The organism is Shouchella oshimensis (assembly GCF_004375095.1).
Lineage (GTDB): Bacteria > Bacillota > Bacilli > Bacillales > Bacillaceae_D > Shouchella > Shouchella oshimensis.
Map to the genome: position 1 here is coordinate 348,908 of NZ_SNUX01000002.1, position 26,402 is coordinate 375,309.

Consider the following 26,402-nt stretch of genomic DNA (forward strand, 5'->3'; position numbering starts at 1 on the left):
ACTGAGGAGAGATGACGATGACAACCATTGAATCTGTTCAACAATCCATACAAGAGCATTTTGTAGAGAATCGTTTACGCTATATTAAAACGAGCCACGCCATTCATGACAATCCAGAAATCGGGAATGAAGAAGTATTTGCTTCATTAACATTAACAACGTTATTAAAAGAAGCTGGCTTTACAATTCAAGAGGATATTGCTGGCCACCCTACAGGATTTGTAGCTGAAAAGCGAGTAGGAGAAGGACCGACCATTGCCTTTCTTGCTGAATATGATGCGCTACCAGGTTTAGGTCATGCGTGTGGACACAATATTATCGGTACAACAAGTGTGGCTGCAGGAATTGCACTAGCTGAACAGTTGGATCAGATTGGTGGTCGTGTTGTTGTCCTTGGTACGCCAGCGGAAGAAGGCGGAACGAATGGAAGTGCAAAAGGGAGCTTTGTACGTGAAGGCTATCTAGAGGGAATTGATGCAGCGTTGATCATTCATCCCGCCAACGAAACAAGACCTTCAGGCTCCTCCCTCGCTGTAGATCCTGTCGATTATGTCTTTCGCGGTGTATCTGCTCATGCCTCTGGTTCTCCAGAAAAAGGTGTCAATGCACTAGACGCCGTGATTCAGCTATTTAACGGTATTAACGCACTGCGTCAACATTTGACAGACGATGTTCGCATCCATGGCATTATTCCAGATGGAGGAGATGCACCGAATATTGTTCCTGATTATGCACGGGCGCGATTTTACATTCGAGCAGATTCAAGACCAAAAGCGAATGTTGTACGTGCAAAAGTAGATGCGATTGCGCAAGGAGCGGCGCTTGCAACAGGAGCAGAAGTAGAAATCGTTGAATTTCAAAACAAAGTGGATAACCTTATACCAAATGATACGCTAAACAATGTGTTCAACGAAACGTTTGCAACTCTAGGGGAAACCATTATACCTGGTGAAAGAGAAGGGCTGGGCTCAACAGATACGGGGAATATTAGTCAAGTTGTGCCAACCATTCATCCGTATATAAAAATCGGACCAAGTGAACTAGTTGCCCATACAGTACCATTTCGAGAAGCTGCTGCATCGCAAAAAGGCGACGAAGCTTTGTTAACAGGTGCAAAAGGGCTGGCACTGATCGGCTATCGTTTACTAAAAGAACCTGCCATTATTGAAGAAGCAAAGAAAGAATTAGAAAGTCGAAAAAGCCTAGCAGAGAAATGATAAGTGAAGGTGGCCTATTTCCAAAAGTGGAAAGGGCCATCTTTTTATTTGCTATTCTTACTAGCTAAATGGACGGAATAAGGAATTGATTGTGTGAAAAGAATAAGCTACACTACTGTAAGAATTAACTGGACAGATGAATCAATGGAAAGGGGTGAAGGATGCCAGGTGAATGTAGTAGACTCTCAGATTAGAAATGAACGAAAAAAAAGGAGCTACTAAAAAATGAAGACCATTTATTCTGAAAGGCTTTCTTTGCAAGAAGTCTCGCAAAAAGATGCTGAATCTTTGTTTCACATTTGGTCAAACCCCGAAATTACGAAATTTATGAACATCCCAGCCATGACAAATGTAAATCAGGCAATGGAGATGATCCAACTATTTGAATCGCTAAGTCGAGAGAAGAAAGGAAATCGTTTCACCATTTCTTTAACTGAAACGAATACCGTTATTGGCTCTTGTGGATTTAATTACCTTGATTATGAAAACGATCGTGGTGAAGTAGGCTATGAGCTTGATAAGGAGTACTGGGGTCAAGGCTATATGACGGAAGCGTTGAAGACTCTTATGCAGGTGGGCTTTTCTCAATTCAATTTGAACCGAATTGAAGCAAAAGTGGAGCCGCAAAACGTTGCTTCTCAATACGTGCTAAAGAAAATTGGATGCAAAGAGGAAGGGCTTCTCCGTAAATATGAGAAAGCAAAAGGAACGTACATTGACTTAATGATGTTTAGTGCCTTAAAAGAGGATCTATAAAAACGAGGCTGGGACAAAAGTAGATAGACAGACAAAAATGACGAACATTCCTGAAAATAGGAACGTTCGTCGTTTGTTTTATATGAAAATGAGCAAAAGGAGAATCCGAAGACTCCTGGGGGATCAGCACGTGTCTGAAGACTCTGGAGTGGCGGTTTTCCACGGAGGGGGCTGAGGCCGTGTCCCCGGAAAGCGAAGGATTCTCCTGTAGCGTTGCTACTCAGCATATTTTAGACTATTCGTCTTTTCAAATACTACTTTTCGTTATGTCCCAGCCTCGTTTTTTAGTATGTTTATGCGGAACCTTTAATGAGAAGCTTGCCTTCATATTGTTTCCATTCAAAGGGCTTGTCTTGTCCAGATAAACGCAGTTCTAACATGTGAACTAAATCTTTAACCATCTCTTGAGTCCGGTTCGTAATCGTTGTAATAGCTGGTGATGTGACATCACTTATGGAATGATTATCAAATCCTATTATGGATAGATCAGTTGGCACAGAAATACCGCATTCATGAGCAGCTTTTAAATACCCAGCTGCAACAAAATCGCTACCAGAAAAGACTGCATCAATTGCATCTGTCTTGCAAAGCTCTTTTCCAAGGGTGTAGCCATCATCTATCGTTGCAATCTTGTCGAAAACGAAGGATTCATTCCAAGTGAGTTGATGTTCTTGATGTGCAAGTTTATATCCGGTAAGTCTCTCCTGTTGTGAAGGAGAAGCGAGAAAATCGGAGCAGAAAACAATGCGCCGCCGCCCTTTTTTTATAAGGTACTCTACACTTTTAAACGCGGCTTTTTGTTCATTCAAGCAAAAAACATCTATTTTTCTACTTTGATACGCCTCGTTACAAATGATGAGAATGCCATTCGTGCTCATTTCGTCTAGTTCTTCTTGATTTAAAGATGAAGACGTTACAATAAGAGCATCTAATTCTTTTCTTTTCCATTTTTCAAACACGTCGATTTCTTGATGTCTATCGCCAAAGGTTTGAAACAATACCGGTTTATAGCCGCAATTGTGACTTTCTTCCGAGAGAACGCCAGCAAGCTCTGCAAAGTAAGGGTGTGATAAGTATGGGACGATAATCCCAATCGACCCTGTGCGTTTTAAGCGGAAATGACTGGATATCTGATTCGGTGTGAAGTGAAGCTGTTTAATCGCTTCTTCCACGCGCTTTCGTTTCTCATCTGATACATAGGGATGGTTATTTAAAACACGAGACACGGTGCTTCGTGAAACACCACTTAATCTTGCAACATCTCGAATTGTATACATGGTAACCTCCTGAATAAAAGGTAAAAAAATCGACCTTGACCTGGGACCGGTCTCATCTATTATAGTGTCTCTATCATCTTGAGGAGGAACATTTCATGCATACGATTCAATTTCCACCACCATTCCCATTCCCAAAACAGACACGTTCACTTGTGTTTTGTGATTTTGATGAAACCTATTTTGCGCATGAATCTACAGCTCAGCAAAGAAAAGACATACAGCAATTAGAAGACTTCTTGTATAAGGCTTCCCAACAATACGGCTTTCAAATTGGTTGGATTACTGGAAGCGATACATGTCAGCTACTGTCTAAAGTAAAACAAGCGGGCATGCGTTTCTCTCCCCATTTCATCTGCTCAAATTTAGGAACAGAGGTGTTTCATGTTCTAATGGATGGAAAGATTGAACCAAATCAATGTTGGAAGAAAAGACTTCCGAACCATTATGAGTTCCAAAGAACGACTGATGAAGTCGTGTCTGAACTAAAGAATATGTATAAAATTGATTTGGTCTCTCAAAGCCAATATGGACAGTCTGTTTATAAGAAAAACTATTACTATTTTATTCGTTCCAGTGTGTTAACAGCTTATCATATAAATGTCATGAAACAAGTTGCCGCTACACATGGGGTAGGATTAAATATCAATCGATGCAACCCGAAAGCCGGAGACCCAGAATATGCATATGATGTTGATTTTGTGCCGAAGGAAGCAAATGGAAAAGATGCTGTAGCTGCTTTCATGTGTCACTGGTTTAAGGTCCATGTTGATGACACTCTAGCTTTTGGCGATAGTGGCAATGACATTAAGTTATTAAAATTTGTGAAACATGGGTACCTTGTCGGCAATGCGACGAGTGAAGCCCGAAGTAAGCATGAACAGATGACAAAAGGTTCTTATACGAAAGGGATCTTAGAAATGTTGAAAAAGCATTATACGCAGGTAACAGAGTAGCCAACTTACTTTTGCTTTAAGAAAGTATGTTCTTGATCGAATGTGCTGTAAGACCAATTCATTGGAACTTCTGACAAGATTACGTGGGTCAATGTAGTAGCTACAGAGTTAAAGTCTGCAATGAATGCCTCAATTTTTTCGAGTGTAGTCGTACTGTATTTCAGTGAGAAGCAAGCACTTCCGGTAATTCGGTAACAATAAGAAATGCCAGGGTAGGTAGCAATTTTTTCTTGAAAGATACCGTACTTCCCGTTTTTTATCGTAATGTCCATTAAACATTGAACAGGTAGCCCAAGTGCTTTTTCATTAATTCGAAGTGTGTAGCCCTCAATGATAGAGGACTCCTCCATTTTTTTAATTCTCTCGGATACGGAAGGAGGAGATAAATTCACTTTCTTTGATAATTCACGTATGGATTGTCGTGAATCTTTCTTAAGTTCATCAAGAATGTTTAGATCAATCTCATCTATTTTCATTTGAATACCTCTTTCTTAAATTACAATTCAAACGCTTCATTATTATAGGGAAAATCATATCATGTGTCGTTTGTTTTGACTAGATTACCTTTTATAATAAAAGGGAGGAGGAGTAATGAATGAGTTATATTCAGCCATCACAAGTAGGAGAAACCCCATTTCAATCTATTTTAGGTCATTGCCCGAAAGTGGGAACGAAATGGAATGAGCTTGCTGACGAACTAACAAATGAAGCGACGCTTTCAGCTGTATTAAAAGAAGAAGTAAGAAGAGTACTCGCATACGGAAACAAGTGTCGGTATTGTATGGCAAAAGGTGCGCCGACTAAAAATGGAAAAGAAGAGGATATTCAGCTAGCTACGGCCTTTGCCGAGCTATTTCTAACTGATCGCTCTTCTATTAGGGAAGCTCATTTTACTATTCTTAGGACTGTATTTAGCGAAGAGCAAATTGTAGAGCTATGTGCTTTTATTTGTTTTACAACAGCCTCTCAGTTATTTGGGGCAATGGTCGACTTATAAGATTAAGTAAGAATTTCCTAAAAGATACTCGGTTAAAGGAGTTTTTTCGTAAAAGAATAGCCCAATAAAGCCTTATCATAGGAAGGAGCATCCTTTATAATAAAGATAAGATAAAGGGGGTCTCTATGAATTTACAAGAAGCGTATCGATGTTTAGACCTTTCCGAGAATGCAACGGATGAAGAGATTGAGAAGCAATACATGCGGTGGATTCGCAAACAAAAGGCAGACCCATCGATCTCACTGGACGACAAAACGGAAGCGTATACACGAATTCGTAATCATCGCGACTATGGATCGACTCATGAAAACGATACAATGAAAGAGAAAGTGAGTCATTTTTTCTATTATTATAAAATTCATACAGTCGCAGCTGTTATTGGACTAGGTGTTCTCTTTACAGTGGGATCAACGATTTATTCCCATTATCAGGAGCGGAAAGAGCTTGCGACATTACCAGATGCGAATGTAGAGATTATGTTTTATGGTTCGTTTTTACATCCAGGATTGAATGAAGAAGCAGAGGAAGTGGTTGAGGAATCGGTATTGGCGCTGATGCCTGAGTGGAATAGGGTAGATGCGACGTTAACCTATCACTCTGTTGATACTGAGAACTTATTGGATGTAGGGGCTCAGCAGAGAAGTACCGTACTCTTGGCAACGGAACGACCTGATTTGTATATTTTTGATGAGGCATCTTTTCAAACGTTTGTTGGAAGTGGGATGTTTGAACCGTTAGACGAAATTGATGATCAAGTGAATAAAGACGTTTACGCTTCCTCCCATGTTTATGGAGTAGAGGAGGGTGAAGCAGAAGAACGATTAGTTGGTTTGAAGCTGGATTACCACTCTCTATACAATACAATTGATATAAACGAGGATGTAACTCAAATTGCTGCAATCAGAAAAGACGCAGCAAATAAAGAGAATGCTCTTCAACTAATATTAACGTTACAATGATTATCATAACGAGGAGGTTACAGTATGAATCTAACAGGTATCCACCACGTTAGTCTTGTTGTCAAAGACATTGAAAGAGCAAAAGCGTTCTACAGTGACACTCTGAGGCTCCAACAAATAAAACGACCGCCATTTACGTTTGTAGGAGCTTGGTATGCGCTCGGTCAACAGCAACTTCATTTAATTGAAGACAAGCAGTTAGAATTGAGGGAAGAAGAAGCGTCTATTCACACAAGAAGGAGACATATTGCCTTTCGTGTCTCTGATTTTGATGAAACCGTACGCCACTTACACGATCAAGGTGTAGCGTATATTGAAAAGCGGTTCAGCACAAGTGGGTTTCATCAAGTATTTGTAAATGACCCAGACGGGAACACCATTGAATGTATGAGCGAATTCAAACCAGATTAGCACACGTTTTTTGAGCCTATGAAAATAAAGAGAAGTCATAAAAGCGACTTCTCTAACGTGTGGCTATTCGTGTATTTCTGCTCGCTTCCCTCTAGTGCCAAAGTCAATGATGGAAAGATCAACTTCATAATGAATGTCTGCTTGTTCAAAAACGGTATCCCAATCGCTGTGCTTTTTTTCCCAGAAGTCATAGTGTTGAATCTTAACATATTGCTGAAAGTTAACTGGGTCGGTTTTGAACTCGTGCTGTAAGTCATCAATCATCGTTTTTATATCCGATGTCAGTTGTGCTTCTAACTCTTTTTCTAGTTTTTTTAAGTACTGAGCATCATAAGCGTCTTCATGTGGGTCCCAGTTTTCAGCTAGACGTCCGTCGCTACTCACTTTAATGTCAATCTGCAAATGATCATGTAGTAACGACGTTTCTATGGAGTCCAAATGTACGTCTAGTATCTCGTAAACCGTTCGATTACCATTAACCATTTTTGTAAGAACCCCACCTTCTATATCCCCGGTAAGCCAATTTAACAAGCTCACTTGATAAGGTGACACATACGCCCCCATCTCTTCTCCATTTTTTACAATATAGCCCCCATCGATTATTATATTATCGTCTTTCACACGGACGTTTGGTAAAACGATGGATTGATGACGACTGGCTGAGTCGGCGAGTAAGCCTAGTGTTACAGGTGCTGGAATTTCTGTGGTACGGTCTTTATTTTCACTTAAATCGTCAATCGTTTTGGAAGTTGGCGATGCATTATTTCCTTTAGGATAGGAAAAGAGGGTGCCCAAGGATTCAGTTGTTAGAACCACTTTAACGCCTCTCTTTGTCCGTTCATCTCTAATTTTTTGATTAATTAACTTCTCCACTCCCCATTTCTTTACGGCATCCGTATCTAAAACAAGAATCATTTGATGATCACTCATAATACCTTGATCAATTAATTCTAAGTGTCGAATGGCATCGAGGACGGAATTACCTGTTGAATACTTATTGCGATAAGAAATACTAGAAGAGATGTTTTCATCGCTTAGAGGGAGATACAATTGAGTTAACAAACCAATGGTATCGTCTTGATCTTCCTGTACTTCAATGCCTACGCCCATGACGAACGACAAGCTTTCAATATTTGAGCTGTCCCAACATGCAGTTAATTGTAGTAACGATAGAATAAAGACGCATTGAAACCACTTCTTCATAGGCGAGCCTTCTTTCTCAAAGAAACCAAAGCATAACAAGCAATCGGAAGTACAAAAAAGAATGAAACAAACGCAAATTGTTGATATTCGGATACTTTTGTAATGTCATCGATTGTTTGTGGCCATAAAGCGAGACCAATCATAGTGATAGTTGCTGGTGGAATGAGCCAGTTCCTCGAAATCGGAAAGACTTTTTTCAAAAGAAAAACAGCACTATAAAGGGTAAACAAACTGGTTAGGAAAAACTGTAGAATCCATGTGGTGATAAGAAAAGAATCTGCTCTTTCGGTAAAGAGTAGGCTACTTTCTGATGCATGGGTCAGTGTAATAGTTGGCCAGGTCAACAGTTGAACTTCTACGGTTCCCACAGTCGCGACAACAATAATGTAAGTCAAAATATAGAGCAGTGTGGAAAACAATAACGCTCCTACGCCAGCTTTAATTGGACGTGTCGTCTTTTGAATAGAAGCTAGTAGGATATAGATCATTTCAATGCCTTGAAACGATTGAAGCCCATTTTTACTATTAAGCAAAATAGGGAGCATCCCCTTTGGTGCAACAGGCCGGATGTTTAAAATTGATGCATCTTTAAACCCTATCAATAAGACTAAAAAAAGAACGACGACGGTCAGTGGTAAAAAGAAACACGCCACTCGCACAATTGTCGGTAAGGAATAGTAGACAGCATACGCGCATAACAAAATAATGGTTACGATGGTTACGTAATGAGGAGTACTTTCTAAAAGGAAATAGCGAATCATTTCGCTCATCGCAACAGCTTGCCATCCACCAAGAAGAAGAAAATAACTAGCTAGTAGCAGACAGATCGCTTTGCTCAGAAAAGCACCAAATGCTTTCGTTGTGTACTCATCAATGGAATGCACGTTATGGCGTTTAAAGGCAAAACAAACGAAGGCATACTGAAGGGTAATGATCAGTCCTCCACATAAGATAGAAAGCCAACCGTCTGCTGTTCCGATGTCAACCGTTAAGGTGCGGGGCAAGTTCATAACACCGACCCCTAATAGCACACATAATAAGGATGCGGTTAATTGGTAGGTTGTCATCGTGTGGTTTGTTTGGATTTGCCCCATTTAAACACCCCTTTTATCCTTTAAGACTGTTGGAAGACGTACAATCAGGTCATAAATCCCATGTCTCTTTAATGAAAATTTAAAAGAGAAGTAATGAACACCATAGTTATGTAAGCTAGAGAGGTGTATCGTTACCGCAATAAAGTAAATAGCGACGCCATATAATCCTAATGTGGAAGCAAGCGTAATGGAGCAGATACTTAAAATCCTAAACGACATGCTTAAACTGTAAAGAGGAACTGCAAAAGACGCGATGGCTGTAATGGCGATAACAATCACCATTATGGAGCTTACCAAATTTGCTTCAACGACAGCTTGTCCAATGACGACGCCGCCAACTAATCCAATGGTTTGTCCAAGTGGATTAGGCAAACGAATACTCGCTTCCCGAAGTAGCTCTATAAAGAGTGTCATTAGAATTACTTCCCCTACAGCTGGAAAGGGGATATTCATGCGTGAGTTCATAATAGTCATGGACAACTCGTTTGGAATTAACCCTTGATGAAACGAAACAAGGGCAATGTAAATCGGCGCAATAAACATTGTAATAAAAAGAGCGATGTACCGTAAGATTCGAATGATAGAGCTAATCATCCATCTTTCGTAATAATCGTCCGGGGCTTGCATTTGTTGTTCAAACGTTGTAGGCACCATAAAGACAAACGGTGACCCATTAACAAAAACAGCGACTCTACCCTCCTCAAAACCTGCTAAAATCCGATCAATTCGATCAGTGCTTTGAATTTGTGGGAAAGGGGAGTAAATAGGGGAATTATCTAAAAAACTTTCCATTTTCCCAGAGTCTTCAATATTCGGATGATTGATGGACTTGAGACGTTGTTCAACTTCAGTAATGGTTGAAGAAGGAGTCATCTCTTTGTTGTACATATAATAAACGGTTTTTGTTTTTTTATTATGCGTAATGTTATGCTTAGCCGTAATTAAGTTTTCATCTTCCCCAAACTGTCTGATTAAAGAGATATTGGTGGAAGCATCTTCAAGAAACGATGCACGTGGTCCTCTAATCACTCTTTCAGTTGTTGATTCTTCCAAGCTTCTTTGTAAATGCTTGCTTAGTTGAAGACTATAAGCAAAAGGCACTCCCTCCATAAAAAACACACACTGACCTTTATAAAGAGAGGACACAGCTAAAGTCGGCTCTGTGAAAGTCGAATCAGCTAGACATAATAGAGGCGTTGTTGCTTCGAGTCTTAAATCTCTCTCATTTAAGACACGAACACTTAAACGATTCATGTAATCAAGTGAACGGTTAACCTTTTCATCATCAAATTCCCCAAGTAAATAAAAAACCCCAACTCGTTCCAACCCAGCAAGATAGACATTCTTTTGGTTAAGGTCAGATTGATCGCCTAGCGTTCGAAGAAACAGAGCAGTGTTCTGTTCAAAATCTGTTGAAAACATCGTATTCCCCCTTTGGGAAGTCAGTTTAGTATGTTTCCAAGTTTTGATCTTATACACGTACCAAAAAGGTTGAAATCCATGACATAAATGAAGAATCATTAGTCAGGGAAAGGCATGACTAAAAAGAAGTCCGTCTTAATTTGTCGGTTTTACGATTGCCTTTGTCGGTGTTTGTAGAACATAAAAACGGTATGCTCATCCTTAAGATAACGAAGGAGGGAATGTTTTGACCACGAAGCAGATACAATCACAGTCAAATCTTGTGATCGAAAAAATAGCCAAAATAACTGGACACGTTGTCGAAGATCTTGAAATGGATATGTACCTAGAAGCAGATTTAGGGTTAGACTCGATTAAAATGGTTACGTTAATGAATGAATTAATGACACTATTACCTGATGATCAGCTGATGACATTTGAGAAGAATCACCCTTTTGATACCTTACTTATGCTCGATACTGTAGAGGATATCGTTACCATTTTTCGAAATACTGAAGAAGCAGAATCTAGCTTTCAAGACGTAGGAATTGAACAAACCATTACCATTGCTAATGCCCAATACCCATTTTTTATTTCACAACAAGCCGTTTCGACTTTATCTATCTGTTCGAGCGTTACCATGAACGGCCAGTTGGATCTAGGTCGGCTTTGGTCTTCTTGGGCCGCTTTAATTAAGCGTTATCCGCCTCTTCAAGCAGTGTTTAAGATGAATAAACCAGGAAGTAGCTTTGAAAATATGGAGATGAGTACGGTCTCTAATTGTACCCCTCCTGAATTAATGATTGAAGATATTCAACAGTTAAGCGAAAAAGGGAAGGAACAATGGCTTCATCAATTGTATGAACGCTATTTAAATACATCCGTCGATTTGACCATATGGCCATTGCACGGATTGAAGGTCATACAAACAGGCAATCAGCAATTTACCATCGTGCTTCATATTGTACATGTCATCTCAGACGGCTTAAGTAATCAAATGTTTCTCAAGGAGCTATTGGAAATCTACGAGGAACATGATGCTGGTGTCTTTATTGAAAATGAAGACCAAGTCATCACGGTCAATCAGTATAATGAAGTTGTTCACAGCTTAAACAAGTGGAATGAGCAAATGGAAATCGATCAGTTAAAAACATTCCTAAAGAAGCAAGGAAGAGCAAAATACGTATTTAATCCACTTGAACAAGAGGAAAGTCGACTGTATGTTCAAGAACAAAGCCATATAAAGACAAACGTAATGAAAAGAAAACTAAACTTACCCGCTAGTCACCTCTTAATGAAACAATCGAAGCAACTGAACGCAACTTTATTTGAAGTTATTTTAGCGACTTATTTAAAAACGATCCAACAGTTATCATCTGAAAAAGGGAATGTGTCCATTAATATCCCTACAGGTGGAAAGACATACCCTCACATTGATGCTTCACATTTGTTCGGCACATTTGCCCAAAATATTGCGTTTACTTTTCAAGAAAATGCTATTAATGAACCGCTACATGTAACCGTACAACACATCCAACAAGAACTACTTTTTGCTTTAACGAACGGTATTGACCGAGCACAGGCTTTAACAGCCGCACAAATGGCTAAAGATGACATTCGTTTAATGAATGGGGAATTGACTGAACAGACAAAAGCCTTTGTTCGTTCGAGCTTGAAATCAAATTTATATTTATCTTACGTAGGAGAAACGAATTTTAAAGAAACCTATGGAGAATTATCCATTGAAGACTATGAGGCCTACACGTGCACAAATCCTGCTGCCATTGATCTTGTTGTTGAGAAATTCAATGGGGAATTAGTTTTTACAGCGAATTATGATAGTGGATTTTTTAGCTCAACTTTTATAGAACAGCATATGGACCATTTCCTTGAGCAGTTGAAGTCAATCGGCTACAAGAGTGTAAAGGAGGATTCATTTCAGACAGAGAATGTTCTGCCTCAATCATTATCATCGGAAAACGTGACGCTTGTTCTTGAAAAGCTAGAAGGAATTCTTAACCGAAAACTCCATCAAAGTGACTTACACCTAGATTTAGAATTTGACCTTGGCTTAGATTCTTTGGAGCGTATCCGCCTCATTATGACATTGCAACAAACCTTTCAACAGATTGATCGGAAATTATTATTTCAAGCACGAACAATGGATCAAATTGTACAAGTGATAGATGGAAAGAGCAGCCATAAAAAAGACGATGCGGTTCCGTTCCATTTGTTTGTAGAACAGAGTCAAAAGACACCGGCAGCTATTGCAGTGGCTCATCATCAAAAGCTTTTTACTTATCAATACCTTAATGAAAGTTCAAATCAATTGGCTCACTATTTGTTTAACGAACATTCCATTACAAAAGGTCATCGGGTAGGTGTGATGGTAGGACCTGGAATAAATATGAATTTAGCTATGTTGGCTGTGTTAAAGACAGGAGCAGCATATGTACCGATCGATCCTGCTTATCCTAAAGAGCGTATTGAACAAATCATCAGTCAGTCCGCTATTGAAGTAGTCATAACTGAAAAATCAGGAAACGGACATCTTTTTAACGAAGGAAAGAACGTTTGTGAAGTGGACATTGATGAAACGAACTGGACTACTTTTTCCAAAGAAGCATTGGATGTTCCCGTGAGTGGTGAGGATGTAATGGCAGTTATCTTTACATCTGGATCAACAGGAAAACCTAAAGGCGTTATGTTAAGTCATGAAGGGTTTATGAACCGAATTAAATGGCATCAATCTGTGTTCCAGCTTGAAAGTGGTGAGCGAGTCGCTCAGAAGACATCATGTTGTTTTGATGTGTCTGTTTGGGAGTTATTCTGGCCAATCATGTATGGCGGAACGATTTGTCCGGTTGAGCGGGATATTGTTAGGAACCCATGGGAATTTGCCGATTGGATAACGAAGGAACAGATTAACGTCTTGCATTTTGTGCCATCCATGTTTTCAGAATTTATTAATGCAATCCAAGGTGAGGAATATGAATTTAAACAGTTACGATGGCTACTTTTTAGTGGAGAAGCCTTACCTCTACCTGTTATTCAGAAATGGCAAGGTGTGTACGGAGGAAAGATCGGATTAGCTAATTTGTATGGTCCCACCGAAGCATCTATTGACGTAACGTGCCATATTATTCCAACTTCTTATGATAAAGAGGAAAGAGCAATCCCAATAGGAGCGCCGATTGATGGCGTAGATGTGTATATTTTGGATGAACAACGACAACACGTAGCAACTGGTCGTATTGGTGAACTCTATATTGGTGGTATCCAGGTAGCGAAAGGTTATATTAATAATCCAGAACAGACAGACGAACGATTTATTTCTAACCCATTTTCCACACGCTCAGAGGACGTGCTTTATCGTACAGGTGATTTAGGTAGCTGGCGTGAGGATGGACAAATTGATTACCATGGACGAACGGATTCACAAATTAAAATAAGGGGTTACCGAGTCGAATTAGGCGAGATTGAAGCCCACCTGAATGCCTTGCCGAATGTCATGGAATCAGCGGTTCTAGCAAATGAAACACAAACTGAGCATACAAAACTCATCGCATACGTAGTTGGAAATGAAAAAGAACATAGACAGATGATTAATTCTTTAAAAGAGACACTGCCAGATTACATGCTTCCACACCGGTTTATTTGGCGAGATCGTTTGCCTAAAAATACAAATGGAAAAATGGATCGAGGAAAACTAAAAACCGACCTTATTCACTTGCCGTTAATGCCTGCGCAAAAATGGCTTATCGACTATTTTGATTTTCCTTATGCTTGGACTGGTTACACACAGTTTGTGTACAAACGAGAACTCGACAGAGATGTTTTTAATCAAGCGTTACGTCAGTTAACAAACCAAAATGAAGCTTTACGCACTGTTTTTAGTAAAGATAGTGGAGAATGGAAGCAACAAATTTTGAATGAACCTCTTGAGATAGGGTGCGATTTTCTTGATCTAACAGGCTTATCTGACGAGTCTGTTAAACCAATTATGAGTGAGAAAATCCAACAATCTATTAAGGAACTTTCCATTCAGCAATGGCCACTATGGAAAGTCGTGGTCATTAAAAACCAGTCAGAGCGTTATCATATGGCTTTTATTGGTCACCATATGATCTCAGACGTCATTACAAACCAACTATTGTTCAAAGAAATGTGGTTGCTCTATAGTCAATTGTTAACAGGAGCTGTTATCCCAGAAAAAGAAGCATCGTATCAAGACTTTCTTCAATTTTTGGACGAGATGAAGCGTGAACATAAGGAAGAGTACGAGCACTACTGGAAAGAAAAACTGATTCAAAGCCGTCAAAACGGATGTTTTTCTTTACCTCCGGATAAAGAGGGTATAAACGATGAAGGTTCGGCTCGAATCAAGCAATTTGTCGTATCGAAAGAACAAACTAAACAATTAATGGGGAAGGCAAAGAAAACGTACAAAACAAAAATGTATCCATTGTTGGTTGCTCCTCTCTATCAAATGTTAAAAGATGTTACAGGCGAAAGCGTGATTACGGTAAGTCATCGGGTGCATGGCAGAGATTTTGGGAATGGAAAGACTTTTATGAATACAGCCGGGAATTTTGCGGTTAACTTCCCGTTACCTTTGCAAATAGGGAAAGGCGACAGTTGGGAGAGACGTATTCAACTGGTGAAGGACGAATTAGAACAAGTTCCATTAGCTGGTGTGAGCTACGATTTAATCGCTGAACAGTTACCTAAATCTACTTATCCTGATGTCCATTTAACTAGTATTCGAGCGAATTATTTAGGAAATCGTGATGTTGGTGCTTTATCCATATTTGAAATGGATCCTACCCAAATGGATCAACGATTTTCTTCTTCCACTCAAAACAGAACATGTATGTTAGAATTTTTCTTCTTTGTAGAATCAGGAGAATTAAAGCTTGAAATAGAGTATTCAAAGAATCTGTACGATGAGAACACGATTGAAACCTATGGGCGTGCTTATATGGATAGGTTGGAAGACTTAATTGATAGCTTAGATCAAAGCCCTACCAACCAAGGAAATACCATTCAAGTAATGAGTAAGGAAATGGAAAATAAGGTTGTATTAATAACTGGTGGTGGCACTGGCATTGGAAAAGCAATTGCAGAACGCATGGCTGCTGCGGGGGCTCAAATAATTATTGCATCGAGAAATCAGCCTCAATTAAAGCGCACAGTAAACGATTTGAAAGTCTATGGTGGGAACCCAGCTTCCTATGAAGTGGATGTCACAAAAATGGCTCACGCAACCCAACTCATGAAAGAGATTGTAGAACGCTATGGACAAATTGATGTGTTAGTAAACAACGCTGGTATCACGAAAATGGGATTGATGGAACAGATTCCACACGAGGATTGGCTGAATATTATTCATGTTAACTTAATTGGTACCTATACGATGAGTGTTGCAGCTCTTCCGTATATGAAAGAGCAGGCATACGGCAAAATTATTAACCTTGGTTCTGATTCATCGCTCATTGGTTATCCTCTTATGACCGCATATGCAGCCTCTAAACATGGTGTGCTAGGTTTGACAAGATCACTGGCAGAAGAGGTTAAAGCAAGTGGAATTCAAGTGAATGCAGTATGTCCAGCCTTTGTTGATACAGATATGACGCCAGCAGCAATGAGGAAAGATGCTATCCCTACCTCGCAAGTCGCAGAGGTCGTCCAATTCCTTTCTTCAGAGCGATCCAACGGAATTACAGGGGAAGAAATCAAAGTCTACGGTAAGCAAGATATGAACTGGTTTGGTTCCAAACAAATTCCTATGATTCAAGCTATGCTAAATCGTAAGGAGCCAATGCAAGGATGAGTTCAAATAAAAAGGAACTGAAATTGACGTTTATCTATGTTGTAGCGCTTCTAGTAGGAACAGCAATGGGGATGTTTATCCCCATTGCTACAACTCATATGACAACCCTTGAGCTAGACAGCCTTTGGATTGGAACCATCTCTTCTGCCTTCTTTATTGCTTTAGCTGTTGGATCTGTCTATATTGACCGGAAAATGAGGGGGAAAGATTTTTCGGTTATGGTCGTGATGGGCTTGTTTATTACAGCAATTAGCGCTATTGCATTTCCGCATACAACAAGTCCGATACTGTGGTTGCTTTTAATGCTTGCTATGGGAACAGGCATTAGCTTTAATCTTGTAGGTATTCAAACAGCCATGCACGTTTTTTCAAAAGAAGTGGATCGTGCAAAAGTAAGTGGTTTATATTCACTTTTTTTCGCTCTAGGCTTTGCAGTTAGCTCCATTACTGGTCCGAAAGGCTATGTATTTTCACCAATGTTACCTTTTTATATTGGAGCAGCTGTATTGATTGTTTGTTGCTTTATTGTGAACCGGAAATTAAAAGGTCGCTTAATCATTGCGCGTTATCCAAAACATAAAACAATAAATAAAGTACCAGTTCCGTTGTATGGAGCATTTGTGTATGGTTTCGCAGAAACAACAGTCATCGCGCTATTCCCAATGTTCTTACTTATGAGAGGTGTGGGTGTTGCGGAAGTTGGTATAGCGGTAGGCGCATTTATAGTGGGATGTGTGATTGGCACCCTTCCTATAACGTATTTGGCCGATCGTGTAGGCCGGAAAAAATGTTTTGTAGTCGTTATAGCCGTGTCTATTTTGTCCTTAGCAGGTGTGGTGGCAATTGACCACTATCAAACTATGCTTCTATTTTCTTTTATAACAGGGTTTGTTGTAGGACCATTTTATCCACTCACATTAGCCCTTACTGTTCAAGATTTAACTCAAGAAGAACTTCCATCTGGTACAGCGCTCTTTACGTTTACGTATGCAGCGGGCTCGGCAGCAGGCCCAATTCTATCGGCATTGGTGATTGCTAGCTTGGGAATTCAACACATATTTAGTCTGACTTTAGTATTCTTTTTATCGTTACTCCTATTCGTGGGGTTGCAGTTAGTCAGAGAGAAGCACAAAAAAAAGTTCGATCGGGGGAATTTAAGTGGTTAATAGGAATGAATCATCGACAGGTCCTCTTGCTATCTCTAAAGGGAACCAAATAAGTACCCGCTTTCAAGTCAAATCTTCTATCGGACAATTATTGTCTGAAGCTGCACAAAGAAAAGATCGAGGAGTTACGTTCATTGAGAATGACGAATCAGAAACATTTGTTTCTTATGAGGAGTTATTCTTAGCAGCGAAGAAACGTTTATACGGATTGCAACAGATAGGTGTGCAAGCAGGAGATTCAGTAATGGTCATTCTTGAAGACAATAAAGAGTTCTTGAAGACATTTTGGGCTTGTATTTTAGGTGGTATTATCCCGGCTCCACTTTCCTATCCCCAATCGTTTAAAACGAAATCGACAGCGCTAGAAAAAGTGAAGAGTATTTGGACGGTTTTAGGTGAACCCCTTATTTTATCAGATGAAAGAGCAGCTCAAAGTTCAATTAATGAGTTGCTAGACGCTAATATGAATTGGGTGGAAGCCATTCAGTTAGACCATAAAAACCAGTACGGTGAACTAGCTAAGGTGGACGCTCTAGATGCCGCATTTATTCAATTTAGCTCCGGTAGCACAAGTCTTCCAAAAGGCGTTTTATTAAGTCATAAAAATTTATTGGCAAATATTGATTCCATTGTAGATGCTGCACAATTTACAGACATGGATCGCTCCCTAAGCTGGATGCCTTATCATCATGATATGGGTTTAATTGGGTTCCATCTCTCCATGATGGCGATGCAAATTCAGCAATACAATATGTCCCCAGTTAAATTTGTAAAGAAGCCGATTCTTTGGTTAGAACTGATTACGAAACATAACATTACGTTAACTGGCTGCCCTAATTTTGGATACCGATTACTCCTTGCTCGAGCAAAAGAAGAGAAGTTGAAGAAATTAAATCTTCATTCCCTACGCTTAATTTTTAATGGGGCAGAACCTATTGCTGTTTCCGTTATGGAAGCATTCGTTAAGAAATTAGAACCGTATGGACTAAAACGAAGTGCGATGTTTCCGGTTTATGGAATGGCTGAAGCTTGTGTAGCTGCATGCTTTCCTCCATGTGGAAGTGAGCCAAAAATACATGCCATTAATAGGCACACATTGAATCTCTCGCAATCGGTTCAAGAATTAGAATGGGATCATAAGGATGCAGTACATCTAGCTGATGAAGGCTTCCCTATTAATGGGATGGATGTACGTATTGTGGGAGAGACGGGTGAAATCGTTGTAGAACGAACAATCGGTGAGATTCAGCTACGAGGACCTAACCTAACAAGTGGATATGTCAATAATGAAGATGCGAACGAGAAAGCTTTCCAAGATGGATGGTTTAGAACAGGAGATACTGGTTTTTTAGATAACGGTCGTTTAACTGTCATCGGTCGTATAAAAGACATTATTTTCTGCAATGGACAAAACTATTACGCTCATGATATTGAAACAAAGATCGAGGAGCTAGAAGGTGTGAAGCCTGGAAAAGTGGCTGTTTGTGGTTGGCAAGACGAGCAAGAAGGAACCGAAAAAGTAGCTGTTTTTTCTACGCTTCGTGTCAAGGAATCAGAGCAGAAACAATTTTACCAAGGAATGCTTTCTCATATTCGTGAAACGACAGGATTACCCATTCATTATGTCATTATGATTAACAGTATTCCTAAAACAACAAGCGGAAAGGTACAGCGATTCGAGTTAATAAAAGATTTTCAAAACGGCATTTTAAGTGATTCATTGACTGCAGAAGAGTTAAACAAGTGGTTGGTCTCAGAAAAAGAAGAGGTAATGGATGAAGAAGTATCACTTGAAACAAAGACGATGAGTGCGCTTAAACAGAGTTGGGCGGAGGTATTAAACCTTCCAATTGATCAGGTTCCAGAAGACGTTTCTTTTCTTACGTTAGGTGGTTCGTCTTTAAAAGCGTTTCAAGTTTTAGGCATGTTAGAGGAAGAATTGAATGTTTCATTAACCCATGACATGCTCATACGATGCCGAACCGTTTCTGAAATGTATCAGTATTTGTTTGATTTCATTTATCACTCGAACGTTGAAGACGAAGTGGCAGCAAGCATGGAAGTAGAGGATGCATGCGAGACGGAATATAACGAAGAAGATATTGCTGTTATAGCAATGGCTTGCCGTTTTCCTGATGCATCGTCTCCAGAAGCGTTTTGGGAAAATTTGATAAATGGAAAAGACAGTATAAATGATATACCGATGGAACGCTTTGGCACAAATGCGTTTTTTCATCACCAAATGAAGAGTGAAAGTGAGTATAAACCGAAGGGAGCTTTTTTGCAGAAGCCTTTCGATTTTGATCCTGCCGCATTTGGTATTTCTGAAGAAGAAGCCGTCATTATGGATCCGCAACAACGGTTAATTTTGGAGCTTTCTTATGAAGTATTTGAACGAGCTGGATATTCCAAAGAAGCCGTAAATGGGGAAAAGATCGGCATGTATATTGGCGCTGGAGTAAACGCGTACTATGAACAACATTTAAGTGCCATGAATCAAAAGCGGTTTAAAGCGTTTGATAGTTTCAATGCTTTGAGTTCTGAACAGCAAGAACAATTGCTTCAAGAATGGACTACGTCATTTGGTGAGGTAGGGGATCATCCTAATGTGTTAGTAGATAACATCCTTAATATGATTGCTGCTAGATCTTCTCAAACATTTAACTTAAAAGGGCCAAGTATGGTCATTGATACCGCTTGTTCTTCATCACTTGTCTCCCTGCATATGGCTTGTGAAGAACTAGCTAAAGGCAACATAAAGATGGCCATTGCCGGTGGTATTCACTTGTTGCTGACAGCAACTCCTTATCGTTTGTTTAACCAAGCAGGAGCTTTATCTGAGAAAGGAACGTCGAATGTATTTGATGAAAAGGCAGATGGATTTGTACCAGGAGAAGGGGCGGGTCTTGTTCTTTTAAAACCTGTTCATCAAGCGATTAAAGATGGAGACCATATCCAAGCCGTAATTAAAGCAAGCGCTATTAACAACGATGGTCATTCTATTGGTGTGATGGCACCTAATCCTGATGGTCAAAGGGAAGTGGTTCAATCCACATATGAACAAAGTGCGATTTCTCCAACGACGATTCAATACATGGAAGCACATGGAACTGGAACTCCGATCGGTGATCCAAGTGAAGTAAGAGCATTAGAGCGTGCGTTTCAACGGTACGATGTAGATCGTCAATCTATTGCTTTAGGATCGGTGAAAGCAAATATTGGGCACTTGCTTAGCTCTGCTGGAATTGCAAGTTTCATAAAAATGGTGCTTTCTTTAGAGAAGCAAACGTTGGTTCCGCAAATTAATGTTCATAATGAGAATCCGATGCTTCACTTAGATCAAACACCATTTTATATTCCGAAAAAGTCGGAAGTTTGGGAAAAACCTGAAGGATTAAGACGTGGAGCCATTAATTCGTTTGGTTTTGGTGGGACAAACTGTCACATGATCCTAGAGGAATCACCTAATCAATCGGTTGTAACTTCCTTTAAGGAAGAGGATCTACCAGTACATTCCATTTGTCTTAGTGCCCATACTGAAGACGCTTTAACGGAGAAAATAAAACAGTTATCAACTTATTTAAACCGCCATAACCCGAATGTTGGAGATGTTGCTCGTACTGAAAATGCAAAAACTCAATGGGATTATCGTATAAGTTTTTCAAGTAAAAATGTAGAAGATTTGAAGCTAAAGCTCTCGACATTTACAAGCAAAAAGATAACCAAGAAAAAAGGAAATCGAAACATTGTATTCATGTTTACCGGTCAAGGGTCTCAGTATGTTGGAATGGGTCAGCAGTTGTATAAATATGTTCCCATCTTTAAACAGTATTTCGATGACTGTTCTGAAGCATTTAGGCCTTATTTAACTCAGTCCATTACTGAATTGCTTTTCAGCGAACACGCAAATCAAACGGAACTATCTAGAACGGATATCACACAGCCTGTTGTTTTTGCAATTGATTATGCTCTTGGTCGACTCTTACTTGAACTGGGAGTAAAGCCTACATCAATGATTGGTCATAGCGTAGGTGAATGGGTAGCTGCAACGTTGGCGGGTGTTGTGACATTAGAGGATGCTGCGAAATGTGTAGCGCTAAGAGGAAGGTTAATGAACGAATTAAGCTCTTCAGGTGCTATGGCTGCAGTGTTTACTTCAAAAGATAGTCTCGAAGAATTACTCGAACCGTTTCAAGATAAGGTATGGATTGCAGGGTATAACGTGACCCACCAAGCTGTATCTGGTAGTGAGGAAGCGTTGAACCAATTTTTACAATTTATCAATCAAAAAGGAGTCGCTTTCAAAAAATTAAACGTTTCACAAGCGTTTCATACACCTTTAATGAAACCAATGTTAGAAGAATTTAAGAGGGAACTCGATAAAATATCCTTTTCAAAACCATCGATTCCTATTATCTCTAATGTTACAGCCGAATATATGGATAGCCCAATGAATGCAGCTTACTGGATTGAACACATTACGTCTTCAGTAAAGTTTGACCAGAGTGTCGAGTTCGCAATTGCAAAAGGAGCTAATCTATTTCTGGAGGCTGGTCCTGATTATCTTCTTGCAGCAATGGCTAACGCTGTCAGTACAAGTGGTAAAAAGCCTGAGGTTTGCTCATTAATCAATAAGAAAAAGTCAGAGCTGGAATTTTTCACAGAAGCTTTAGGCTTCTTATTTGAAAGAGGTATAGCGTTCGATTGGTCCGCCCTTTATAAAGATCTGTCCTTTAAAAAAATTCAACTACCTTTATATCCATTTGAACGATCAACCTTCTCGCCTTCTTTCGGAGATTACAGTAATGCTCAACTATTACGATGGTTTCATGAGTGGCAGTGGGTGGAGGATCTAGGAAAAACGTATCAACCGGATAGAAATGGAGTGACTTTAGTTGTTAGTAGTGAATCCGATTGTCATAGGGGACAATCGATAGCCAATTATTTAAGGGAGACAGGTGAGGATCTTATCTACCGTGTCGAGAATGGTTCAACGTTCAATCAAAAGGACTCTTATTGTTTTACCGTCAATCCATCTAAGGCATCTGATTGGGAACACTTAAAATCAGTTTTGCCTTCTGATATTAAGAATGTTGTCTTTTTAAGTTATGGAAGTCAAAAAGTGGGTGATGAAAAGTATATAGAAAGTTGGAAAGACTTTTTGACACTTGCTTCTTTTACATCCATGCAAAGCATGAATCAAATGCGCATATTGGTTGTGACGAAGCAGTTGCACCCATTAATGAAAACAGATAGTGTGCAGAACCCTTATCAAGCTCTGGATGCGACGTTTGCCAATGTATTAGACACGGAAGCGCATGTCTATGCGTCTACGATAGATGTAGAAGAAGATGATTGTGGAGTTGTAATTGAAGAGGAGTTAAAGCGATTTCCGCCTGAAGAGGGAGTGGCACTTATTCGGAAGGGCAAACGTTACGTACGTGCTTTAACACAAAATAGGCAGATGTCATTTGAAGATGAAATAAACATTGAAGAAAACGATACGTATGTTTTCACAGGCGGTGCAGGAAGCATCGGAAGTGAGATAGCTTTAGAGTTGGCGTCTAAAGCGCCAATCAACTTAGTTATAACTGGATTAACACCTCTAGAGGAGAGTGAGTACAAACGACAGCTCTTTTCTAGGTTGAAGTCGCTAGGTGCGCGAGTGTCTTACTTTGCAGTTGATGTTGGCAATCGTCAAGAAATGGACCGTGTGTTAACAGAAGTGAGAACGTTATATGGACGTGTTGATGGTGTTATTCATGGAGCTGGGCTTCTTAGTCCTGAGACAACGAAGTCTCTAATGAAACGTGATCAAGAGAGTGTAGAAGCTGTTTTAAATCCAAAAATAAACGGGACACGGGTGTTAGATGAATTAACGAGAAACGATTCCCTTAAATTTTTTGTGATGCTCTCATCCATTTCTGCATCTAAAAAAATATGGTCAGCGGGCCTTGGAGACTATGCAGCCGCAAATGCCTTTCTTGATCAGTATAGTTATTATAGAACAACGATAAAAGAAGCTCCTGGAAAAACAATAGCGATCAATTATTCCTTATGGGAAAAAGAAGGCATTGCCCGTTCTGTTCGTTCCTTGTCGACGTTTATTAAGAAAACGCAAGGGTTGGAATCTGTTTCGTCATCATTGGGCTCTAAAGTTTTCTTTCAAGCACTAAACGCCAATGGAGAGCCAGTATTACATGTGCTAAAAGAAAAAACGAATCGAATGCCTTCTTCGCCAATGAAGCGGGAGCCCATTGAAAAAGCGAATCGCTCTCAAAAACAACAGAACGTAACGTTAGAAAAAGGGGCCATTCGAAACCTAGTCTATCAAATTACTGCTGATCAATTACAATGTCCTGTTGATGAACTTGAGACAAACCGAAATTTTGAAGAATTAGGCATTGATTCTATACGAGCGGTTACGGTACTTGATCAAATTGCACAATCGTTAAAATTGGAATTAAACCCAACGCTTCTGTTTGAATACCAGACACCCTATGAATTAAGTAAGTATTTAGAAGACGTTGGACAAGCGTCATTTATACAGGAGAAAGAAAAAGAGTTCTCAAATCCTGCGCATAGTGATTCAGATATAGCCATCATCGGAGTAGGTCTCAGATTTCCTGGCGCTAGTACTACAGACGAGTATTGGAATTTATTAACGAGCGGAAGGTCTGTCATTAAAGATACGCCAGCAGATCGTTGGTCGAAAGAAGACCACGTGAGTTCGGATCGGGAATCCTTGCATAGCAGTTATAGTAACCGCGGAGGATTTATTGAACAGCCTTATGATTTTGACCCTTCCTTTTTTGGAATGTCACCAAGCGAGGCAGAAGCAACCGATCCTCAACAAAGACTATTTCTTGAAGTAGCGTGGGAAGCAATGCAACAAGCAGGATATGGAAGTTCAGAGAGATCAACAAATGTAGGGGTATATGTTGGGTGCGAACAAAACACATATATGGAGCATTTTATTGGATATCGTTCCTTCAAAGTTCTGGAACAGCAGTTAACCAATCATCCTGTTTTTTCAACCATGGACGAAACTAGTAAAAACGATCTCATGGAAACCATTTCTCACGTACTGGCACCGGGTAAGCTTGTACCGGATGCTGTAGCAGGAAATGGATTAAATGAAGTAGCTGCTAGGGTAAATCATTTATTCAATCTGACTGGTCCAAGTATGGTCATTAATACAGCTTGTTCTTCTTCATTAGTCGCTGTTCATCAAGCCTGTGATGCGCTCCGTACTGGTCAAGTGGAAATGGCATTGGTTGGAGGCGTTAATTTGAACTTATCTCCAACACCATTTGCGAGTTTAAGTCGAGTTTCTGCTTTATCACCAAATGGAGTGTGTCGTCCATTTGATAAAGATGCAGATGGTATGGTCTTGTCAGAAGGATGTAGTGCGGTACTCTTAAAGCCTGTGAATAAGGCAATACATGACAATGATCATATTTATGCGGTTATTAAAGGATCAGCAATTAACAACGATGGTCGATCGCAAGGGATTACTGCACCGAGACCCCAAGGTCAGGCTGAGGCAGTTCGTGCTGCCTATCAAACCTCAGGTATTAATCCTGAGACTGTCTCTTATATTGAAGCGCATGGAACTGGTACGCCATTGGGAGATCCTATTGAAATTGAAGGTTTAACTCAAGCGTTCAGGTATTTTACAGATAAAACTGACTTTTGTGGGATTGGTTCAGTAAAACCAACTGTTGGACATATGTTGGCGGCATCTGGTTTATCAAGTTTAATAAAGGTTGCTTTATCCATAAGTAACCAGCAATTGCCTCCAACATTGAATTTTGAGGAAGCAAATCAGAACATTCCATTTGAGAAGACACCGTTTTATGTTGTGAATAAGTCCCAATCTTGGTTGCCTACAGATCAACATCCTTTAAGAGCGGGTATTAACGCATTCGGTTTTGGCGGAACAAATGCACACATTATCCTTGAGGGCGCACCTTCAATGCCTGAGATTGGTGTGAACAAACCATTAACAGATGGACCACAATTAATGGTGATTAATGGGAAAAGCAAGGCGACATTGAAAAAGATAGCCTCTGACCTTAATCAGTATGTAACCGAAAACGATGTAACGCTAGCTGACTTTTGTTTTTCACTAAATACAGGACAAAAGGCGTTAACGCACAAAGTCGCTACGATCGTGCATTCAAAACAGCATGCTAGTCAGGTGCTTCAGGCACTATCCCTCGGATTAGAGTCGAATGAACTGGTGTATGGGAAGTCAAACCCGAATAAACAAGTGACCATTCAGCTTGTGTTAAATGGTAAACCGAGTATGAATGATCGAACGATAGAACAAGTTTCAAATCGGTTCCCGGAGTTTGAGGAGGATTATCAACACTGTATGAACGCTATTGTTCATTCATTAAGTGAACATGAATTCATGCAGTGGAGATCCGTTGCTGTGGAATATGCGCTATGTTGCCAGTTAAAACGGTTAGGGCTTGATGTAGAGGCATTACATTCAAGCGAAAACGGGCTATTAACAGGGTTGTTGCTAAAGAATAAACACGCGGTAGATCACGTTTTTTCTATCTTTCATGATAGGCATATTGTCGCCGAGACAAGTGTGTTTTTTGAGAATGGCAATGGCTGGCAAGCACCGTTATTTACAAGTTTAGGAGATGCCAAAACGCTTACAGCTTCTGAAATGCTAATGGCAATGGATATAGCTAAACCGAAGTTGTTTACTCAGAAAGAAAACTGGTTTTCTATGACGAATGGTGTTTTGGGAGAAGCAATGAACAATCATGAATGTACGCTAGATACCTTACTTGCTTTAATCGGCTCATTAGTGGTGAAGGGAGTTCCACTAACATTGTCAAAAGTAGCAGGAGCAGGTAGCAAGCATATCCCGCTTCCAACCTATCCATTTGAACGCTCGACTTATCGGATCACAACAGGGTTAAGCAAGCCAAAAGAATGGCGTCAAGATCGCATTCATACTATTTCTGAGTCGAGGGATACAAAGAAAGGTTTCTCTGTGGAGGAGTTAAACGAAGAGTTACAACTCTTATCAGGGTCTCTATTTGGTAAAGAATAATTTGAATTGAGTAAGGAAGAGAGTACCGTACACTCTCTTCCTACTATTATGGAGGT

14 protein-coding genes are annotated in these 26,402 nt (G+C 39.9%); 9 read left to right on the forward strand and 5 right to left on the reverse strand.

The features are described 5' to 3' along the window. Positions 1–17: 17 nt before the first annotated feature. The gene (locus tag E2L03_RS07875; RefSeq protein ID WP_437183228.1) at positions 18–1,217 is read left to right on the forward strand and encodes a M20 family metallopeptidase; all 1,200 of its coding nucleotides are present in this window, start codon (positions 18–20) and stop codon (positions 1,215–1,217) included. Between the two features lie 225 nt (positions 1,218–1,442). Then, a complete protein-coding gene (locus E2L03_RS07880) occupies positions 1,443–1,973 on the forward strand; it encodes a GNAT family N-acetyltransferase (protein WP_124741235.1) in 531 nt (176 codons plus the stop codon). Positions 1,974–2,266: 293 nt separating this feature from the next. On the opposite strand, the gene E2L03_RS07885 is transcribed toward E2L03_RS07880, so the two are convergent. Beyond that, entirely contained in the window at positions 2,267–3,250 is a 984-nt protein-coding gene (locus tag E2L03_RS07885; RefSeq protein WP_134258876.1) for a LacI family DNA-binding transcriptional regulator, read from the reverse strand. 95 nt (positions 3,251–3,345) lie between these two features. On the opposite strand from E2L03_RS07885, the gene E2L03_RS07890 reads away from it, so the two are divergent. Continuing rightward, the gene (locus tag E2L03_RS07890; RefSeq protein ID WP_134258877.1) at positions 3,346–4,203 is read left to right on the forward strand and encodes an HAD-IIB family hydrolase; all 858 of its coding nucleotides are present in this window, start codon (positions 3,346–3,348) and stop codon (positions 4,201–4,203) included. A gap of 5 nt (positions 4,204–4,208) precedes the next feature. Here the strand turns inward: E2L03_RS07890 and E2L03_RS07895 are convergent, their stop codons facing one another. Then, positions 4,209–4,679: an Lrp/AsnC family transcriptional regulator gene (locus E2L03_RS07895; RefSeq protein ID WP_134258878.1), complete on the reverse strand. Its 471-nt coding sequence runs from the start codon at positions 4,677–4,679 to the stop codon at positions 4,209–4,211. Between the two features lie 119 nt (positions 4,680–4,798). On the opposite strand from E2L03_RS07895, the gene E2L03_RS07900 reads away from it, so the two are divergent. The 3 genes from E2L03_RS07900 to E2L03_RS07910 all read left to right on the forward strand — a co-directional run bounded on the left by E2L03_RS07900 (position 4,799) and on the right by E2L03_RS07910 (position 6,570). Next, on the forward strand, positions 4,799–5,200 hold the full coding sequence (locus E2L03_RS07900; RefSeq protein WP_038476475.1) for a carboxymuconolactone decarboxylase family protein: 402 nt from the start codon (positions 4,799–4,801) through the stop codon (positions 5,198–5,200). A 125-nt stretch (positions 5,201–5,325) separates the two neighbouring features. Continuing rightward, complete coding sequence (locus E2L03_RS07905; RefSeq protein ID WP_095149487.1) at positions 5,326–6,159, forward strand: hypothetical protein; 834 nt, start codon at positions 5,326–5,328, stop codon at positions 6,157–6,159. Between the two features lie 24 nt (positions 6,160–6,183). Next, entirely contained in the window at positions 6,184–6,570 is a 387-nt protein-coding gene (locus E2L03_RS07910; protein ID WP_038476480.1) for a VOC family protein, read from the forward strand. A 63-nt stretch (positions 6,571–6,633) separates the two neighbouring features. On the opposite strand, the gene E2L03_RS07915 is transcribed toward E2L03_RS07910, so the two are convergent. From E2L03_RS07915 to E2L03_RS07925, 3 genes are read right to left on the reverse strand one after another with little or no spacing between them, the layout of a single operon-like run. Next, the gene (locus E2L03_RS07915) at positions 6,634–7,773 is read right to left on the reverse strand and encodes a Ger(x)C family spore germination protein (protein ID WP_134258879.1); all 1,140 of its coding nucleotides are present in this window, start codon (positions 7,771–7,773) and stop codon (positions 6,634–6,636) included. Next, on the reverse strand, positions 7,770–8,867 hold the full coding sequence (locus E2L03_RS07920) for a GerAB/ArcD/ProY family transporter (protein WP_134258880.1): 1,098 nt from the start codon (positions 8,865–8,867) through the stop codon (positions 7,770–7,772). The genes E2L03_RS07915 and E2L03_RS07920 overlap by 4 nt, the downstream gene beginning before the upstream one ends. After that, a complete protein-coding gene (locus E2L03_RS07925) occupies positions 8,868–10,289 on the reverse strand; it encodes a spore germination protein (RefSeq protein WP_134258881.1) in 1,422 nt (473 codons plus the stop codon). A 226-nt stretch (positions 10,290–10,515) separates the two neighbouring features. Here E2L03_RS07925 and E2L03_RS07930 point away from each other — a divergent pair, with 226 nt between their 5' ends. The 3 genes from E2L03_RS07930 to E2L03_RS07940 are packed head-to-tail and all read left to right on the forward strand — an operon-like array spanning position 10,516 to position 26,346. Continuing rightward, on the forward strand, positions 10,516–16,101 hold the full coding sequence (locus E2L03_RS07930; RefSeq protein ID WP_134258882.1) for a non-ribosomal peptide synthetase: 5,586 nt from the start codon (positions 10,516–10,518) through the stop codon (positions 16,099–16,101). After that, positions 16,098–17,267: an MFS transporter gene (locus tag E2L03_RS07935; protein WP_134258883.1), complete on the forward strand. Its 1,170-nt coding sequence runs from the start codon at positions 16,098–16,100 to the stop codon at positions 17,265–17,267. Before E2L03_RS07930 ends, E2L03_RS07935 begins: the two co-directional genes overlap by 4 nt. Then, the gene (locus E2L03_RS07940) at positions 17,260–26,346 is read left to right on the forward strand and encodes a type I polyketide synthase (RefSeq protein WP_134258884.1); all 9,087 of its coding nucleotides are present in this window, start codon (positions 17,260–17,262) and stop codon (positions 26,344–26,346) included. The genes E2L03_RS07935 and E2L03_RS07940 overlap by 8 nt, the downstream gene beginning before the upstream one ends. The last annotated feature ends 56 nt before the right edge of the window (positions 26,347–26,402 follow it).